This window comes from Chloroflexota bacterium (assembly GCA_016235055.1).
In the GTDB taxonomy this organism is placed as follows: Bacteria; Chloroflexota; Anaerolineae; order JACRMK01; family JACRMK01; genus JACRMK01.
This window is the reverse complement of the sequence record JACRMK010000068.1, coordinates 13,540-31,648: the sequence shown is the minus strand read 5'-3', so window position 1 is coordinate 31,648 and position 18,109 is coordinate 13,540. Positions and strand designations below refer to the sequence as shown.

General features: G+C 65.7%; 15 protein-coding genes. 11 read left to right on the top strand and 4 right to left on the bottom strand.

Annotation, left to right across the window (positions count from 1 at the left end; translation table 11 throughout):
• Positions 1-18 precede the first annotated feature (18 nt).
• Positions 19-1,137 (bottom strand): iron-sulfur cluster carrier protein ApbC, encoded by a 1,119-nt coding sequence (gene apbC, locus HZB53_16920; GenBank protein MBI5879332.1) that lies wholly within the window; start codon positions 1,135-1,137, stop codon positions 19-21.
• Positions 1,138-1,276: 139 nt separating this feature from the next.
• Here apbC and HZB53_16915 point away from each other — a divergent pair, with 139 nt between their 5' ends.
• From HZB53_16915 to HZB53_16870, 10 genes are all read left to right on the top strand, one after another.
• Positions 1,277-1,855: an RNA polymerase sigma factor gene (locus HZB53_16915; GenBank protein MBI5879331.1), complete on the top strand. Its 579-nt coding sequence runs from the start codon at positions 1,277-1,279 to the stop codon at positions 1,853-1,855.
• Between the two features lie 284 nt (positions 1,856-2,139).
• Complete coding sequence (locus HZB53_16910) at positions 2,140-2,541, top strand: hypothetical protein (protein ID MBI5879330.1); 402 nt, start codon at positions 2,140-2,142, stop codon at positions 2,539-2,541.
• Position 2,542: 1 nt separating this feature from the next.
• Entirely contained in the window at positions 2,543-2,995 is a 453-nt protein-coding gene (locus HZB53_16905) for a hypothetical protein (GenBank protein ID MBI5879329.1), read from the top strand.
• Positions 2,996-3,525: 530 nt separating this feature from the next.
• Positions 3,526-4,176 (top strand): class I SAM-dependent methyltransferase, encoded by a 651-nt coding sequence (locus HZB53_16900; protein MBI5879328.1) that lies wholly within the window; start codon positions 3,526-3,528, stop codon positions 4,174-4,176.
• Between the two features lie 41 nt (positions 4,177-4,217).
• Complete coding sequence (locus HZB53_16895; protein MBI5879327.1) at positions 4,218-5,297, top strand: homoserine dehydrogenase; 1,080 nt, start codon at positions 4,218-4,220, stop codon at positions 5,295-5,297.
• A 131-nt stretch (positions 5,298-5,428) separates the two neighbouring features.
• Complete coding sequence (locus tag HZB53_16890) at positions 5,429-6,124, top strand: sugar phosphate isomerase/epimerase (protein ID MBI5879326.1); 696 nt, start codon at positions 5,429-5,431, stop codon at positions 6,122-6,124.
• Positions 6,125-6,163: 39 nt separating this feature from the next.
• Complete coding sequence (locus HZB53_16885; GenBank protein ID MBI5879325.1) at positions 6,164-7,453, top strand: MFS transporter; 1,290 nt, start codon at positions 6,164-6,166, stop codon at positions 7,451-7,453.
• Positions 7,453-8,715 (top strand): MFS transporter, encoded by a 1,263-nt coding sequence (locus tag HZB53_16880; GenBank protein MBI5879324.1) that lies wholly within the window; start codon positions 7,453-7,455, stop codon positions 8,713-8,715. Before HZB53_16885 ends, HZB53_16880 begins: the two co-directional genes overlap by 1 nt.
• A complete protein-coding gene (locus tag HZB53_16875) occupies positions 8,708-8,953 on the top strand; it encodes a hypothetical protein (GenBank protein MBI5879323.1) in 246 nt (81 codons plus the stop codon). The genes HZB53_16880 and HZB53_16875 overlap by 8 nt, the downstream gene beginning before the upstream one ends.
• Positions 8,954-9,348: 395 nt before the next feature.
• Positions 9,349-10,155 carry a carbon-nitrogen hydrolase family protein gene (locus HZB53_16870; GenBank protein ID MBI5879322.1) on the top strand — a complete coding sequence of 269 codons (807 nt, stop codon included), beginning with the start codon at positions 9,349-9,351 and terminating at the stop codon, positions 10,153-10,155.
• Between the two features lie 87 nt (positions 10,156-10,242).
• Here HZB53_16870 and HZB53_16865 read toward each other — a convergent pair whose 3' ends face one another.
• A complete protein-coding gene (locus HZB53_16865; GenBank protein ID MBI5879321.1) occupies positions 10,243-12,873 on the bottom strand; it encodes a hypothetical protein in 2,631 nt (876 codons plus the stop codon).
• A gap of 226 nt (positions 12,874-13,099) precedes the next feature.
• Entirely contained in the window at positions 13,100-13,747 is a 648-nt protein-coding gene (locus HZB53_16860) for a methyltransferase domain-containing protein (protein MBI5879320.1), read from the bottom strand.
• Between the two features lie 169 nt (positions 13,748-13,916).
• Here HZB53_16860 and HZB53_16855 point away from each other — a divergent pair, with 169 nt between their 5' ends.
• Positions 13,917-16,838, top strand: coding sequence for a hypothetical protein (locus HZB53_16855; GenBank protein MBI5879319.1), 2,922 nt, complete (start codon positions 13,917-13,919; stop codon positions 16,836-16,838).
• Between the two features lie 176 nt (positions 16,839-17,014).
• Here the strand turns inward: HZB53_16855 and HZB53_16850 are convergent, their stop codons facing one another.
• Complete coding sequence (locus tag HZB53_16850) at positions 17,015-18,109, bottom strand: hypothetical protein (protein ID MBI5879318.1); 1,095 nt, start codon at positions 18,107-18,109, stop codon at positions 17,015-17,017.

The following is an 18,109-nucleotide window of genomic DNA, read 5'->3' as shown; positions in this document are numbered from 1 at the left end:
GCCGGCCGCGCCGGTTGTTTAACGCTTCACGACCTGGATGTCGCCGGTGGCGATCGTCATCGGCGACTTGCGGCTGAAATTCTGCACGCTGACGCGTGCAGCCACCTGCCGCGCCACATCGCGGAAGGCCAGCGCCACCGGTGATTCCGGCTTTGCGATGGTGATCGGCGTCCCGCTGTCGCCGCCGAAGCGGATATCCGGGTTCAGCGGGATCTCGCCCAGGAACGGCAGTTCCCACTCCTTGGCCGCCCGCCGCCCGCCGCCATACGAGAAGATCTCGGTGCGCTCGCCGCACTTCGGGCAGATGAAGTACGACATGTTCTCGATCACGCCGAGGATCGGCACTTCCAGCTTCTCGAACGCCGTGATCCCTTTGCGCACGTCGGCCAGCGCCACGTCCTGCGGCGTCGTGACCATTACCGCGCCGGTCAGCGGCACCGACTGCGCCAGCGTCAACTGCACGTCGCCGGTGCCGGGCGGCAGGTCGATCATCAGGTAGTCGAGGTCGCCCCAGTCCACGTCGTTCAGGAACTGCCGGATGACGCCGTGCAGCATCGGGCCGCGCCAGACGAGCGCCTGGTCGGGCTCGACCAGGAAGCCCATCGACATCAGCTTGATGCCGTGCGCGATGACCGGCTGGATCTTCTTCGTCTCGGCGTCCGCCATCAGCGGCTGTTTCGGCGCGCCCATCATGATGTGGTCGTTCGGACCGTAGACATCCGCGTCGAGCAGCCCGACTTTTGCGCCGTCCATCGCCAGCGCGACCGCCAGATTGACCGTCACCGTCGACTTGCCGACGCCGCCCTTGCCGGAGGCAACCGCGATGGTGTTCTTGACCGGGATGTTCAACTGGCCGCGGATACGCTGGTCGGTCGTGGTCGACGACTGCATGTCCACGACGACGTCCTGCACGCCGGGCAGAGCGGCCACGGCGCGCCGGGCGTCTTCCTGCATCTTGTTCTTGAACGGGCAGGCCGGGGTCGTCAACTCGATGCCAAAACTGACTTTCGCACCCTCGATTTTCACGTTCTTGATCATATTCAGCGTGACGAGATCGCGGTGCAGATCGGGCTCCTGCACCACGCGCAGGGCGTTCAGCACCTGCTCCTCGCTCACCGCCGGTTTGCGTCCAAACATAGCGTCTCTCCCTCTAACATGCGTGCCGGCATATGCCGGCTCGCTGTGTTTGCGATTATAACATCTTAGACCGCATTACTCAAACAAAATTGAGCCTGTTCACATGACATTTTAACGGCGCGGTGTTATCATCACGCATGTGTCAGCGCCCATGCTGTCGGACGAGGAACTGGCGGCACGGTTTGCGCGTGGCGATGCCGCCGCGTTCGAGACGCTTGTCAACCGCTATGCCAAGCCGATCTTCAACTTCGCGCTCACCTTCCTCGGCGACGCCGACGAAGCGGACGAGGCGGCCCAACTCGCCTTTGTGCAGATGTACCAGTCGCTGCCGCGCGCGCGGCTCGACAGCCCGCTGAAGCCGTGGGTCTACCAGATCGCCCGCCGCAAGTGCATCGACCTCTGGCGCCGGCGGCGCACGGTCAGCCTGTCGCTGGACGAGCCGGGCGACGACTTGGGTGGCGAGTCCGGCGAGCGCGACGTCGCCGACCCCGCACCGCTGCCCGATGAGCTCGCCGAGCGTGCCGACCTGCAGCAAGTCTTGCGCCGCACCATCAACGCCCTGCCGCCCAACTACCGTATAGCCGTCACTTTGCGTTACATAAACGAATTATCGTTCGCCGAGATCGGCAAGGTGATGGGTGTGCCGGAAAACACAGCCAAGACGTACTTCCAGCGGGCGAAGAAACTACTCCGCGAACAGCTTGAAGGATTTCGTTGATAACTCGCCTGCTGACAGTCTTGGGTATTACTGATCATCGTTGGAGAGTGTGAAACCAACCGCGACCCACCAACACGTCATTCCGGCATAGTTTTGGCCGGAATCCAATCTGGACCACCCTGGCCTGGACACTTGGCGCATGAGGACATGGATGCCGGCTTACTACACGCCGGCATGACGGACTGCTGGGTTCCGACTGCTTGTCGGTATACCCTGCGTCGCACAGCTTGTGTGAAGTTGAAACTTTATCTCTGCCGGCTGCGTGGAGAATGTAGAGGAACTTTATGAAGCCGAATGAACCGGACGAGCTGGATCGGCTTTACGACCGCATCGAGCTCGCCAACCCACCGCCCAACTTTACCGGGCGCGTCCTGGCGCGCGTGCAGGAGTTGCGGCGCATCCAGAGCATCAGCGCGGCGGTCTCGCTGGTTGGGCTGGCGCTGCTGGGCATGTTCGCCTTTGTCCTGGGGCGCGGCCTGACGTTCTCAGGCGCGCTCGACTACCTCGCTCTCCTGCTCGGCAACCTCGACGTGGCGGGCAGCATGGCCGATGATTTTGCCGCGGCCCTGCTCGATGCGGTGCCGTGGGGCGACGTGATTGCGGTGGGTGCCGGCATTCTGGCGGTCTGGTGCGCGGTGGTCGTTCTGCCGCGCTGGCTGGCGGCCCAGGGAGCGAAGGCGGGCTGAGATGCAAGCGTTCTGGTCACTGCTGGCGCGCCCGGTCGTATACTGGTTCCTGGTGCCGTTTGTCATCGTCTTCGGGCTTTTCCTGGGCATCACTAGCGCGTCGGCGGAAGAGTCGGCGCGTAATCGCGACACGCTGCCCACCGTTGTGCCGACCACGCCCGCGCCGGCGGCCACACCGCCCCCCAACGCCACGCCTGCGCCTCAAGGGTTGACTGGCCGCATCGTGCAGTTTGACCCTCGCAGTCAGGCGATCATCGTGCTGACACGCGCCAACAAAGTTGTCACCGTGACACTGCATCCCGCGACGATCGCGCGCATGAACGGCGAGCGCGTGCGCGTGCGCGACATGCGCCTGGGCGACGTGGTAGTGGTGCTGGGCAAGCGCAACGCGTACGGCGGCGTGGACGCCACGCTGATCACGATCAAGCCGCGCCCGCCCGCATCGGCGAAGTGACACCGGGCAACGCTGAATAACCGGAGGTATTTGTTTACCTCGTCGGCCAACGCGTGTATATTGGTATTTCCGCAGGCACGGCCCAGATAAGCCGTCGGTGATCGCATGCGCACTCAACCTGTATCAGACTCGCATGTGCGAGCCTGGCCTGAGCGCCCCCTCATCCCCTGCCCCCTTCTCCCCCGCGGCGCGGAGGAGAAGGGGAACTATGTTGGGGGATTGGCGAGGCGGCGTAGCCGCCTCGCCAATCCCCTTTGATTTTCGCCCCTCCTCGCTTCGCGGGGAGGGGTCGGGGGTGGGGTCGATACATATACACGAGTCTGCCCGTGGCGTCACCCCACGCAGTCGAGCGGGTCTGCCAATCGATCAACGCCCAACACGAGCCTTTCTGGCTACGCACTTATCATGACTACCCGGTAAACAAGTACAACCGGATATTATCTCCGAGACTGCGGCCGCCAATCTGGGGCCGCAGTCGTTTTTTGGTATAATCGGTGCGCGACGGCGTCCGTAATAATGAGGTATAAACGATGAACTGCTGCACCCAACAACAGGGGTTGAACCAGGTCTTCACGCCGGGCGCCGCGCGCGCCGAAGTGGAGCGCTACCGCCGGCGCGGCCTCGACCGCGCCAACCGCGCGCTGGCCGATAGCGTGGTCCGGCGCGGTGTGCAGGGCGCGACGGTGCTGGAGGTCGGCGGCGGCATTGGCGGCATCCAGCTCGAACTGCTGAAGGCGGGCGCCGCGCATACCGTGGACGTCGACATCTCGCGCGGCTACGTGCAGGCGGCGCGCGACCTGGCCGCGTCGCTCGGCTTTGCCGAGCGTGCCGAGCATCGCGCGCTCGACTTCGCGCTGGAGTCCGCGCAAGTCGATGCGGCGGACGTCGTGGTGATGAATCGCGTCGTCTGCTGCTATCCGGACATGCCGGCGCTGGTGGTGCCGGCCGCGCAGCGCGCGCGCCGCGTGCTGGCGCTGGTCTTTCCGCGCGACGCCTGGTGGGTGCGGCTCGGCATGCGCGTGCTGAACGCCGGTCTCTGGCTGGTGCGCCGCGACTTCCGGGCATTCGCTCACTCCAACGAGCAAATTATCGCGCTGGCGTGTGCGGGCGGCCTGCGCCCCGTGCAGGACGAGACGCGCGGCATCTGGCGGCTGATCGTCTTCGAACGAGCCGCAGCCTGAACGCCATTATGTCATTATCCATCTCTCCATCGGGAGCAACCATGACCAAGACGGTTTCCATCGCGCTCGTCGGCCTCGGCAACGTCGGCCGCCGCGTGCTCGAGTTGCTGATCACCAAGGAAGCGCATATGCGCGACCGCTACAACGTGGCGTTCAAGCTGGTTGGCGCGTCGGATTCGTCCGGCGCGGCCGTGATTGTGGCCGACGGACCCCGTCCGGCGTTTGCACTCGGCCCCAAGTCCGACGGGCTTGATATGCACGAAGTGCTGCGCATCAAGGAGAGCAAGCAGGGCATCGCCACGCTGCCGAAGTACGGCCATGCCGGCATGACCGCGAAGCAGATGCTGGAAAGGTCCGGCGCGGAGGCGCTGATCGAGCTCTCGCCGACCAACCTGACTGATGGCGAGCCGGGACTTTCGGCGTGCGAGACGGCGATCGAGCGCGGCATGAACGTTGTACTGGCGAACAAGGGGCCGCTGGTGCTGGCGTATCCGAAGCTGGCCGAAGCCGCGCAGCGCAAGCGCGTGCGCCTGGCGTTCAGCGCATCGGTCGCCGGCGGCCTGCCGGTCGTCAACATCGGCCGCCGCGATCTGGTCGTGGCGCGCATCGAGCGCATCGAGGGCATCCTGAACGGCACGACGAACTTCATCCTGACGTCGATGGCCGAGAACGGCATGGCGTACGCCGACGCGCTCAAGATCGCGCAGGACAACGGCATCGCCGAGACCGACCCGACGCTCGACGTGGAAGGCTACGACGCCGCCAACAAACTGCTAATCCTGGCGCATGCCGCGCTGGACTTTCACGCGACGCTGGCCGATGTGGAGATTACCGGCATCACGAAAGTCACGATGGACGACCTCGCGCGCGCGAAGGCCGAGGGCAAGGTCATCAAACTGCTCTGCACGGCCGCGCGCGACGGCGACAAGTACACGCTCTCCGTGAAGCCGACCGCGCTGCCAAAAGACCACCCGATGGGCCGCCTGAGCGCCGGGCAGATGGGCGTGCGCTACGAGACCGATGTCAACGGCGAAATTGTCGCCACCATCGAAGAGGGCAACCCGCTGCCGACGGCCGCCGCGGTTGTGCGCGACATGATCAACCTGTACTGGCAAGCGTAGACAAATCCCAAATCCCAACTTCCAAATTCCAAATTGGGGTTTGGGATTTGGAAGTTGGGATTTCTGGCGGGCCTGTGAACATTCCAATCGGTTTGCAATTATATGCCGTGCGCGAGGCGCTCGCGGCCAACATGCCGGGCACGCTGACGGCGATCGCCGAGATGGGCTATGCCGGCGTCGAACTGTTCGCCGCCAACTACGCCGAACCGGCCGCGCGCTGGCGCGGCTGGCTGGCCGAGCGCGGCCTGCGCGTCTGCGGCGCGCACACGCGGCTGGAGATGCTGCTCGGCGACGAATTCGAGCGCACCGTGGCGTTCAATCTTGAACTGGGCAATCCGTTCGTCGTCGTGCCGATGCTGCCGGAAGCGCGCCGCCGCACGCGCGCCGACTGGGCCGCCAGCGGATCGCTGCTGAACGACCTCGCCGCGCGGTTGAGCGAACGCGGCCTGCGCCTCGGCTACCACAACCACACATGGGAGTTCGTGCCGGTCGATGGCGCCGTGCCGTGGGACATCCTGTTCGGCAACGCCGCGCCCGGACTGAGCATGCAACTGGACGTCGGGCACGCGCTCGAAGCGGGCGCCGACCCGGCGGCCGTCCTGCGCCGGTATCCCGGCCGCGCGACGACGGTACACCTGGTCGAGTATTCGCGCGCCAACCCGCTGGCGTTGCTGGGCGAGGGCGATGTGCCGTGGTCGAACGTGCTGTCGACCTGCCGCGAGGCAGGCGGCACCGAATGGTTCATTATCGAGCAGGAACAGTATCCCTACTCGCAGCTCGAATGCGCGCGCCGCTGCCTGGCCGGACTGCGCCGCCTGTTGGACTAATCACCCTGCACGTTCCCGCGCGCGGTCCGCTCCCTTCCCATGACCTTAAGTTCTTCGCCGGCCGCGCGCTCTGCGCCGCGTGTGTTCTACGGCTGGCTGATCGTCCTCATCGCCTACTTCAGCAGCTTCATCACGGCGGGCGCCGGGCTGTATGTGTTCGGCCAGTTCATCACGCCGCTGTCCCAGACGTTCGGCTGGTCGGTCGGGCAAGTCTCGCTGGCGACGACGGTCCGCTCGCTGACCAGCGTCGCGATCGCGCCGTTCATCGGGCGCCTGACCGATCGGCTTGGCTCGCGTCCGGTCATGGCGGCGGGCGTGCTGGTGGCCGGCGTATCGTGGAGCGCGCTTTACGTCGTCAACGACCCTACGCTGTTCTACATCGTCTTTTCGGTCTGCATCGGGCTGGGCTTCAATCTGCTCAGCGGCATCCCCTCGCAGGCTGCGGTGGCGCGCTGGTTTCGCCGACGGCGCGGCATGGCGTTGGCACTGACCTCGGTTGGCGTGTCCACCGGCGGCGTGGTGATGGTGCCGCTGGTGCAGTACCTGCTTGGCGCGGTCGGCTGGCGCATGACGTTCCTGCTGATCGGCGTCGGGCTGGTCATCCTCATGCTGCCGCTCGTCCTGCTGTTCATGCGCGACTATCCGGAGCAGATGGGCCTGCATCCCGATGGCGACGCGCCGGCAGCCGATGGCCCCGCGCCCACGGCCGGGCCGGTGCACGATGACCGCATCTGGACCACGGCCGAGGTCATGCGCTCCAGCATGTTCTGGCAGCAGGCGGTCGGTTACATGTTCGCATCCGCGCTGCTGCAAACGCTTCAGGTGTACCAGTACCCGTTCATCGTCAGCCGCGGCTTCGACGGTACGATGGCGGCGTCCATCGTGTCGTTGTACGCGCTGGCGGCCGGCGCGTCGAAGTTCGGCTGGGGCTATTTCGCCGACCGCGCCGACCCGCGCAAACTGGCCGTCACCGGCATCTGGCTGGCGGGCATCGGCATGTCGATCCTGATGTTTGCGACCGACACGCCCGTCCTGTGGCTGTATGCGATTGTCGGCGGGGCGGGCATCGGCGGCCTGGCGTCGATGCAGCCGACAGTAACGGCGCTTTCGTTCGGGCGTCGTTCGTATGGCACCGTCGTCGGCCTGCTGAATCCGATGAACCAGATGGCGGCCGCGCTGGCCGTGCCGTTCGTCGGCTTTCTGTATGATGGCACGCGTTCCTACAACCTCGGTTTCACGCTAGTGATCGTCGTCGCGCTGGCGACCTGCCTGAGCCTCCTGCGCCTGCCGAAGATCGAGCACGCGCGGCGCGCGGCCGGGAGCGCATGATGGCGATATCACAATCACGGCGCACAAGCATCTTCTACGGCTGGCTGATCGTCGCCATCGCCTTCTGCGGCTCGTTTATCACGGCCGGCACCGGCGGCTATATCTTCGGCCAGTTCATCAAGCCGATGTCGCTGGCGTTCGGCTGGACGGTTGGCTTCGTCTCCTCCATGAACTTCACGCGCTCAATGACCGGCATCGCCCTCTCGCCGATCATCGGGCGGCTGACCGACCGCTTCGGCTCGCGGCCGATCATGCTGACCGGCTCGCTGGTGGCGGGCGGCGCGTTCATCTTCGCCGCGCTGACCGAGCAACCGGCGCTGTTCTACTTCCTCTACGCGGTCATTCTCTCGGTCGGCTACGGCATGCTGGGCGGCGTGCCGGCGCAGGCGGTCGTCACGCGCTGGTTCCGCCGGCGGCGCGGCATGGCGATCGCGATGTCCACGATGGGCATCTCGGCGGGCGGCATCGTCATGGTGCCGACCGCGCAGTACCTGATCGACAACGTCGGCTGGCGCTTCGCGCTGGGCGCAATCGGCATCGGCATCCTGCTGGTGATGCTGCCGCCGGTCTTCTTCTTCATGCGCGACTACCCGGAGCAGATGGGCCTGCACCCGGACGGCGAGGATCCGCCACCGCCGGGCAGCGCCTCGCCTGCGGTGACAGCTGCGTCGGCACTGGAGGAGCGCTTGTGGACGACGCGGGAAGTCATGCGCGCGCCGGCGTTCTGGAAGCAGGCGCTCGGCTACATGTTCGCGTTCGGCATGCTGCAGGTGACGCTGGTCTACCAGTTCCCGGTGTTGACCGAGCGCGGCTTCAGCAACGCGGTCGCCGCCGCCATCGTCTCGGCCTACGCGGTCTGCGCGGCGCTGTCGCGCTTCCTGTGGGGCTACCTGTCGGACAAGCTGCCGGTGCAGCGCATCGCGACGGTGAGCATCTGGATCGCGGCGGGCGGTATCTGGATTCTGATCCTGTCCAACGAGCCGGCGCTGGCGTGGGTCTATGCGGTGGTCGGCGGCATCGGCATCAGCGGGCTGGCGGCGCTGCAGTCGGTCGTCACGGCGCAGTCGTTCGGGCGGCGCTCGTACGGCACGGTGGCGGGCCTGCTGAACCCGATGAACCAGCTCGCTTCGGCGCTAGCGGTGCCGTTCACCGGTTTCCTGCATGATGCCACTGGCAGCTATAATCTGGGCATCGCGGTCATCGTTATCCTGGCGATGGCGTCGAGTTTGAGTTTGTTGACCTTGAGGCGCGCGGGTGAATAAAGGTACTGGCGAGATTGTCCTGTACGAATCGGCCGACGGTAAGATCCGGCTCGACGTGCGCATTGAAAGCGAGACGGTCTGGCTGACACAGGCACAGCTTTCAGAGCTGTTTCAGCGCAACCAGTCTGTGATTTCGCGCCATGTTCGCAATGTGTTTGCGGAAGGAGAACTGGCTGAAGAAAGCAATATGCAAAAAATGCATAGTGCTCGCAGTTGTTGCAATAAATGCAACAACTGACCCGAAATGGCTTGACATTTGGCAACTGTTGCAGAAAATGCAATAGCTCAGGTTGGGAATAGCTACATAATCACCGATACTGCACAATTGGTTATACTGATTCGAGTCGACAAGCCCTCCATGACCTTGTCATGCTGAGCGCGAAGGCAACACCTTTGGCTTTATGTCTGCCGCACGCGCGAAGCATCTCAATCAACGATCCACTGTGACGTCACAGATTTAAGGTCCTTCGCGCGCGTGGCTCCATGGAAGTGCTGGATGTTGCCTCCGCGCTCAGGATGACCCTTGTTGGCTCGGGCGAATCCGTGATCTAATGTGATAACCCTTCGAGACGATTCGGCAAGTGGCGGCCGTCGCAAGCGCTGTCCACAAACAATAGGAGCGAACCGATGAAAATGAAAGTAGCGGCAGTGCAGATGCTGGCCGACGAGAGCGTCGAGCGCAACCTGAACGCCGCCGACGCCTTGATTGACGAGGCGGCGGCGAAGGGTGCGCAGGTGGTGGCCCTGCCAGAGACGTGGCCGTGTATCAGCGCGGACAACGCGACCGTGGTGGCCAACGCCCAGTCACTCGACGGCCCGATCGTGCAGCGCCTGGAAGCGGCGGCGCGCCGCAACCACATCTACCTGCATGGCGGCAGCATCAACGAGCGTATCCCCAACTCGGACAAGACGTACAACACGACCGTGCTGTTGGGGCCGGATGGCGAGCGCATCGCCACCTACCGCAAGATTCACCTGTACGACGTGGACCTCGGCGCGGGGCAGAAATACGAGGAATCGGCGACCGTGGCGGCAGGTTCGGATACGGTCGTCACCGAGATCGGGCCGCTGACGGTCGGGCTGGCGATCTGCTACGACCTGCGCTTTCCGGAACTGTTCCGCGACCTGGCGGTGAAGGGCGCCGAGGCGGTCTTCCTGCCGGCCGCGTTCAATTCCAACACTGGCCGCGACCACTGGGAAGTGCTGATCCGCGCACGCGCGATCGAGAACCAGAACTACATGATCACAGCCGGCAACTTTGGGCCGATCGCGCGCACGACCAAGTCGTTGTACGGGCGCTCGATGATCGTGGACCCGTGGGGCACGGTGCTGGCGCAAGCGCCGGACCAGCCTTGCACGATCGTGGCGGAATTGGATACCGAGCGGCTGGAGAAGATTCGCCGCGAGGTGCCGAGCCTGGCGAACCGGCGGCTGATCTAGCCGCGCTTGTCAACGGATATTTAACGGATGAACGGATACGGGACGTTCGCGCGTTGCGCGAACGTCCCGTTCTATTTGTGCGCCAATCTACTCGCGCAGCGTCACCGCCAGCGTGCCAGCTTCCGATAGGCAGATGGTGGGCTGAAACGTGATGGCAACTATATCACTATCCATCGTGAGTGAAGCCGCCACAGGTTGACCGTCCACTGTCGCCGCCACGCTCGATGGCGTACCGTGCGCGCGCAGACGCAGGCTAGCCAGTTCCAGTCGTCCGCATGCGATCGTCAGCGTGCAGGTCTGCGCGCCATTCGCGATCCGCTGGGCGAACGTGCCCCAGCCGTCGCGAGCGAAGAACGGCGCGCGGAAGTCGGCGGGTGTGAGCCGTGGATCGAACGCCATCATCGCCGCGCCGGCATCGTAGGCGTAGCCGGACGCCGCCTCCAGCAGTGACCACGACGACATCGCGCGCACGTAGTGGTCGCCGCACTCGATATCGTTCCACGGATTGAGCCGCCGCCCGTCGTAGCGGGCGCGCACCGCCTCCACGATCCTTACCGCCGCGTCCGTTTCGCTCTCGTGTAGGAGCAAGGCGGCGACGGCGTACTCGATGCCGGACCAGACTTCGTCGGAGTAGAGCGTCGGCACGGCCGGACGTCCGCCGCGCGGCCACGTGCACAGCAACAGCCCCTGATCGTCGTCGCTCACGAATGCGCGCGGCGTCTGAACGTGGCCGCGGAAGTTCTCGCGGAAGTTGTGCCGGTATATCGCTGCGGCCGCCGCGCGCACGTGCTCCGATGGCAGCAGATGGCCGAGATCGAGCGCATGCGCCCACCACTGTCCCAACAAGTGATCCGAGTGGCAGCCCGCGCCCCAGTTCTGCTCCGGGTGCGCGGCCAAATCCACGTCCTGGATGTAGTATTCGCCGTTCCACAGTTGCCGGTCGAGCGCATCGCGCCCGCGCGCGAACGCCGCCTGGCACTGCGCCGCACGCGTATCGTCGCCCTGTAATGCCGCCATCGCCTCCACGGCGCGCAGGGCAGCGAGGTAGAGCGTGCCGATGAACGTGTTGGGCCCGTAGATCGAAATGTCGTACGTGTTCGGCTGCTCGCCAGTGATGACGCCGGTGCGCTCCGGGTCGTGGCGCGCCCAGATGTAATCGAGCGCTTTGGTCACGGCCGGCCATGCGCGCGCCAGCCATGCGCGGTCGCCGCAAGCGCGGTACTCGCGGTACGTCTTGAGGATCGCGCCGAGCAGGCCGTCGAGCGCGGGATGCGCCGGGCCTTCCGAGTCGCGATCCCAGACGCGCGGCAGGTAGAGCGGTAGCAGGACGCGATGCGGCAGGTAGCCGCTCGGGTGCTGCTGGATGTCCCATTCGATCTCGCGCATCGTGCGCTCGAGACCGGGGAACAGCCGCGCCAGCGCCATCTCGTAGTTCCAGACGTGCGTGCAGTTGAGCGGGCAGCAGCCGCCGACCGGCTCCATGTGCGGGGTGGACGCGCCGCCGCAGCCCTCGAAGCCGTAGAAGCGCCCGTCTTCCGCCCAGAAACACGACGGCGAACGGATGATGCTCATCTGCGACGTGACCGCGTCGATCAGCGCGCGCGGCAGCGTGGTGTCGTAGAACGTGTCGCGTGCCCGGCGTGTCTCGTCGCGCAGGCGCGGCTGGTTGGCCTGCACGTAGGCCGCGACGTCGAGCGCGGACTGGAAGCGCGTCGCATAGCGATTGCCGAGCCAGAACTTGCTCCGCTCGTCCTGCAATCCGAAAAAGCGGTTTTGCGACCAGTTCACGTAACGGTTCGGGAAGTGCCACGCGATCGTGAATGTGACGGTGCGCGTCTCGCCGGGCGCGAGCGCGAACGGCACAGCCAGCGCGCCGTTCCACGTCCGCCCGGCCGCGCTCGGCGTCGAATCGGCGGCGTTATGCAGGCGGCCGTTGGCGCTGAAGTCGTCCCAGAACGCGCGCAGATCCTCCCACTGCGTCAGGTACGTCGCGTCGGGTGTGTCGGCGGCCAGCGCCAGCGTGCCGTAGGCGTCATCGTCTTCCGGCAGACGCGTCGTGCCCATGTGGATCGCCGTCGCGCCGCCGAGCCGGGCCAGCGTGTTGGCGTTGCCGCCGTACAGCGAACACTTCGCGCCGAAGATCGGTGTGACGTTGTCCCAGCCGGCCGAGTTCTGCAGGCAGGCCGCCAGCGACGCGAGCATCGCGTGATCGGTCGGATTGCTCACGCTGAAGCGAAACAGGATTGCCGGCAGGCCGGAATCGTCCGCATCGAGCGGGACGAACGGGCTGAACGCTTCGAGCCGCACGTCAAGCGGCAGCGCCGGATCGCGGTAGGTCAGTTCGGCGATTGGATACTCGCCGGCGAACTCGGTCTCGGCGACGCCCGGCAGTTTCTTGAGCAGCGAGCGATGTGCTTGCGGCACCAGATGGTCATTGGCGGTCGGCGGTGGGGACGCGCCGGCCGTGTCATACAGCGCGGCCGATTGCAGCACGCGCGCGACCGGTTCCTCCGGCGGCCGTGCGCGCCGCGCCCAGAGCGCGAAGAACGAGTGCGGCACGCAAGCGACGTGGTTGACCTGATTGTGGATCTGCCACTGGCGCAGCGAACCGTCGCCGCACAGTGCAATCGTGCCGGTGCCGATGCCGCCGAGCGGCATGGCAACGGCGCGCAGCGATTCGCCGTGATAGGTAGTCCGGGGACGAGTGGCATCGGTCATGAGGACTCCTCGTTTAGAGCATTTTCAATAACCACCCGATACGGCCAGTGGGTGGCGAGACGATGTCAAGATTTCTCAGCCGCTACGCGGCTTCGAAATGACGACAGCGCGCGCACCGTCATTTCGAAGGCACGCAGTGCCTGAGAAATCTTGCCGGCCGCGCATGCCGCGCCCCAGCATGGGTTACGCAGTGATAGGTCGCGTATCGTTGTTTCTGGGAAACGCTCTAGATTCGCGGCTTCCTGGCGAAGATGTACGCGCGGCGCGTCTGCACCTCGACGTCGGGATAGGGGTCCCGCTCAATCACTTCCGCCAGCGTAAGTTCCGCTGCCTGAAGGTAGTCTTTCATCTCAGTGGTCTCAAAGAGGATGAAATCGAGCGACACCGGCTTGCCCCACCATTCGCCGAGATGCCGGATTTCGTGTCCGATATGGAAGGTGAGCAGGAGTGTGCCGTTCGGACGCAGCACCCGCCATAGCTCACGCAGCGCATCGACCACTGCGGGTCGCGGGATGTGGATGATGGAATAGAAGGCGGCGATACCGCCAAACGCATTGTCGGCCACATCAGTCAACGCAAGCATGTTCCCCTGTTGGAAGGGAATGTCCGGGTTCAAGCGCTGCGCTTGTTTCACCATCTCCGGTGACAGGTCAATGCCGCACGTTTCCGCGCCGCGACCGCGCAAGTGGCGGGCAATCTGTCCCGGGCCGCAGCCCATGTCACAGATCGCGCCCATGCCGCTGGCCCGTTCAACCAGCCAGTCCAGCATCTTGCGATCAAACGGCTTCTTGTCCATCTCGTCGCGGAACCGTTCAGCGTACTCTGTGGCGACCTGATCGTAGCTGGCCTGCGGGCCGGTTGGCGTATGCGTCATGCGAGTATGCTCCTTGCTGGGCGCGCAACTCTCAGTATAAGCCGTTCGGGGCATGCGTCAATGCGCTGTGCTGAGGGGCATTGGGCGCCCGCCTCGTGATTGGCCTCGCCATGCCATCACGGTATAATCCCCCGGCATCGTGATTATGCGGTGCGTTCGGCTTCAACTCATGAACGCCAATCCACACATATCCCGCTGGATGCTGCTGGCGCTGCTCGGGCTGACACTCGCCGGCGTGCTGACGCCGCTGCCCGCGCTGCATCTGCTCGCCGCGCCCTTGCTCGTCCTGCTCTGGCCGGGTGTGGCCGTCGCGCGTTGGCTAGGGCAGCGCCTGCACTGGCGCGATCTGCGCAGTTGGGCAACCGTGCTCCCGCTGGGCACGGCGTTTTCGTCGCTGGTCGTGTTCACCCTGTCCATCGTCAGCGTGTTCACGCCGGCCGGCGCGGCGCTGGCGATCGCGCTGTTCACGGGCGCTGTCCTGCTGACAGCGCCGGGCGACGACTCGGATGCGCCGCGCATCACGCTCTCGCGTGCGGGCGCGCTGCTGATTGCGCTGACGGTCATCCTCGTCTTCGTGGCGTTGGCGCCGCTGCGCACTCCGCTCCGCGACAACATCATCCCGATGTGGGGTCCGATTCGCGCGGGCGACTCGTCAAAACATTACGGCATTCCGGTTGAGATCGAGGTCAGCGGCATCCCGCCGCAAAACCTGTTCTACTTCACCCGGCCGCCCCAGACTCAGGTCTACTACATCTTCTTCTATATCCCCGTTGCGCTGCTCGATCTGCTGACCGACCAGTGGCTGGGCCTCAGTTTCTGGCTCGTTGCCTGCGCCACGCTCACGACGCTGAACCTGCTCGTGCTGGTTTACACGCTGGCGCGCCGCCTGTTCCGGTACACGGCCGCCGCGGTTGGCGCGTTGCTGTATACATCGGTGCTCGGCGGGTTGGATATCATCCCGGTGCTCTACGACCTGCTGTCGCGCGCGGCGACCGGCGTCGCGCCGAACCTCTATGTGCATCTCGACGGCTGGCCCGGCTGCAACGCCGAGGTCAGCACGTTCTTCACGGCGTATACCTGGGTCCCGCATCATACGGCGTCCCTGGTGGTGCTGCTCGCGGCGTGGCTGATCTACGAAGGGCATCCGCGCAGCCGTCGCGCGCCGCTGATCATTGCGCTGCTGGTGGTCAGCGCGGTGGGCCACAGTGTCTATGTGCCGCTGGGCGCGGTGGCCGGCATCGGCCTCGTGGCGGTGTTCAATAGCGCACAGGCGCTGCGTTCGGGCGCATGGCGTCGCGCGCTGTCCGATGCGTGGCCCTGGGCGTTGGCCGCGGCGCTTGCCACCTTGGTCGCCATACCGCTGATTGCCTATGAATTTTCCGGGCAGTCCGGCGTCTCGTCGGAACCCCTCATCGTGCCCTGGGTGCGCACGGGCAGCGTGCCAGTGTGGGGGCTGGTCAGCGGTACCGTCTTCCGGCAGTTGTTTCCGCAGGGCGGCATACTCGCGCAGATGCTCGACCTGCCGTTGAACTACCTGATTGAGATCGGTCCGGCGCTGCCGCTGGCATTGCTCGGCCTGGCGGCTCTGCGCGGCCGGCGGCTGGAACGTGGCTGGCTCATCGGCTTGCTGAGCATGGCAGCCGGGCTCGTGATCAGCACGTTCCTGAAATCGACGCTGTCGTGCAACGACCTGGGGATGCGCTCGATCTTCCCGGCGCAGGCAGTGCTCGCGCTGCTGTCGGGCGGTGGCTGGCTGGCGTTGACGCGACCGTCGCCGCTCGCGCCGGCGGCGGAGACTGCGGCGGAGCCCCGTTCCAATATGCCCATCCGCGCGGGCGTCTTGTGGGGCGTGCTCGCCGTGGCGGGCGCGCTGCTGGCCTATCAATGGCCGCACGCCTGGCGGGCGGACGTGCTGAGCGGCGCGCCGTCGTTCCGTCCGGTGACAGGGCTTTACGCTCCAGAGGGGGGCGGCGCGTATCGCTGGACACGCGAGCGGGTCGGGCTGTCATTCGACGGGCTGGCGGCGAACGCGCCGTACCAACTCGTCGTGCGGGCGGCGGCCGGCGGCCGGCCGGCCGGTGCGCCTCCCGCGCGCGTGCGTGTTTGGGCCAATGGCGCCCAGCGCGGGCAGTTTGATGTCGTGGTCGCGCCGCAGGCGTATGCGGCCGACCTCGGCCCCGATCTATTCGGCGGGCAGACTGGCGTGCAGATCGAGTTGCAGGTGGATACGTTCCGGCCCGCCGACTTCGGTCTCGGCGACCGGCGCGCGCTCGGCGTGCTGCTTGAATCGGTGGAGCTCCTCCCGGCGGGTCCAGCCGCGCCGTTCGCCCTGCCGTCGTGGGATGTGCTGATCGCCTGCGCCTGCGCCGGCTTTTTCGGCGCGGGCATGAGCCGCCGATGGATGATCGCCTGCGTGCTGGCGCCGGTCATCGCCTTGCTGATTGCCCGGCCGCTCGCTGCGCCCGCGCTGCCCTATGCCGCCGCGCTCCTCGGTATGATCTGGTTCGTGCGCTATGCGGGCGTACCGGCCTGGCGCGCGGTGGGGTGTCGCCTCGCTACAGGCCAGACGCGCCCGTTCAAGCTGCTGATCGCACCCCTCGTGCTCGTTGGATTGCTCACGACGCTCGGACAGCTCTTCGTGTTCGACGTGGCCCGGTTCCTGCCGGCGCTGGACGCTCAGACGGCGCGTGCCGATGCGTACAGCTTCGCCTATAGCGATGCGCTGCGCGCCATCCGCACCCAGACGCGGCCCGAGACGGTCATGCAGGTCGACCCCGACCTGGGACAGTCTGAAACGGCGATCACGGTCGCGGCGCACCGGCGCAGCTTGTTTGTACACGATAACGCATGGCTGTATGCGACGCCGCTGGACGTCTACGCGAAGCGGCGCGAGCGCATCCAGCAGGCGTTCGCCGCGCCGACCATGGAGGAGTCGTGCAGCATCTTCCGCAGCCTGGGCATTGACGTGATCCTGATCGAGCCGCAGACCCGCGCGTACAACTGGCTGGTGGACAAGGACGAGCCGGATAGCTGCTTCAAGACGGTCTACGCGGATGCGCTGGTGACGGTGCTTGAGATCACGCGCAAGTAGCATGCTGGCGCCGCAACGGTGCGTGCAATGCATGCGGGCGAATTTCAGCCCGGGGCGCACACACGCAATCAACCCGGCATCCGGTCCATGATCCTGGGCTCCGGCTTCCGCCGGAGCGACGACGCGACGTGCCGGCCGCTTTATCTCATGGCGACAGCGCGCGGCTGCGCGCCCGCTCAGCGCCGGATGGCCGGCAGCCAGATGCGCTGCCGTCCCTGGTATAGGATGATCTTGGTGGCGAGTGCGTCGGCATACGCTCGGCGATTGGCCGGCTGGTCGAACGTCCACTGGTGCACGAACGTGTACAGCGTCTCGCTGAAGGTCTGCGTGCCGGACAGGACGGCGCTCAGGCTGACCGGCGCATATACGCCCTCGTATTGAAGGCTGCGCGAGACCAGTTCACCGTATACCGCATGGATCGCCTGGTCGGTGCGCAGCGCATCGGTGTAGGTGTAGAATTCGCGGCCGTGCACGTCATCGGCGTCCGGCGTTTGCGGGTGATAGTCGCAGGCGGGCACGCTCGCGTCGATCGGCGGCGTGGAATGCGTCGCCCACGGCATGCCCAGCGCGTCCATCGCATCGATGCAGTCTTTGTGCGAGTACGAATCGGCCAGCGAGTGCAGGTACGTCGCGAAGGCGGGCAGCGAACCGGCCGTCAGCGTGACCGGCGTGGCGATGACTGACGTGCGCGTGTAGAGGCACTTGGCACTCATGACGGTCAGGTCGGATGAATTGCCCCAAGCATAGGCTTCGTACGCGCGCAGGGTCGTCGTGATGCCCCAGGCCCAGTCGTGCAGCGCGCCGAGGTCGGCGGCGTTCTGGTGCGGGAAGTGGAAGAACGGCGTGTAGACGTTGTAGCGCGAGGTGACGCTGCTGGTGACGATCATCCGCTCCGGCATCGGCCAGATGGTCTTGGCGCGGTTGATCGGCAACACGCCGGTGCAAACGCCGGGGTCGCCGGAGTTGACGACGGGTGGATAGCTCCCACCGCCGTTGGTGTACGACACGACCGCGCCGGGCAGCAACTCGGAATCGGTCAGTTGGTTCCAGAGTTGGAGCGTCTGGCTATCGGTGATCGAGAAGCCCGCCGCCAGCGCCAGCACGTACGTCATGTCGTCGTGAATCGTGCTGATTTCCGGCGGCGTGGGGTGGGTGGCGCCGGTGGCCGGGTCGCGCCAGCCGAGCGACTCCTCGGCGAAGCCGCCGGCCAGCGGCGCGATGGCGGCCGCGAGGATGACGAGGACGAGTGCGGCCCAGCGTGGTTGGCGCAT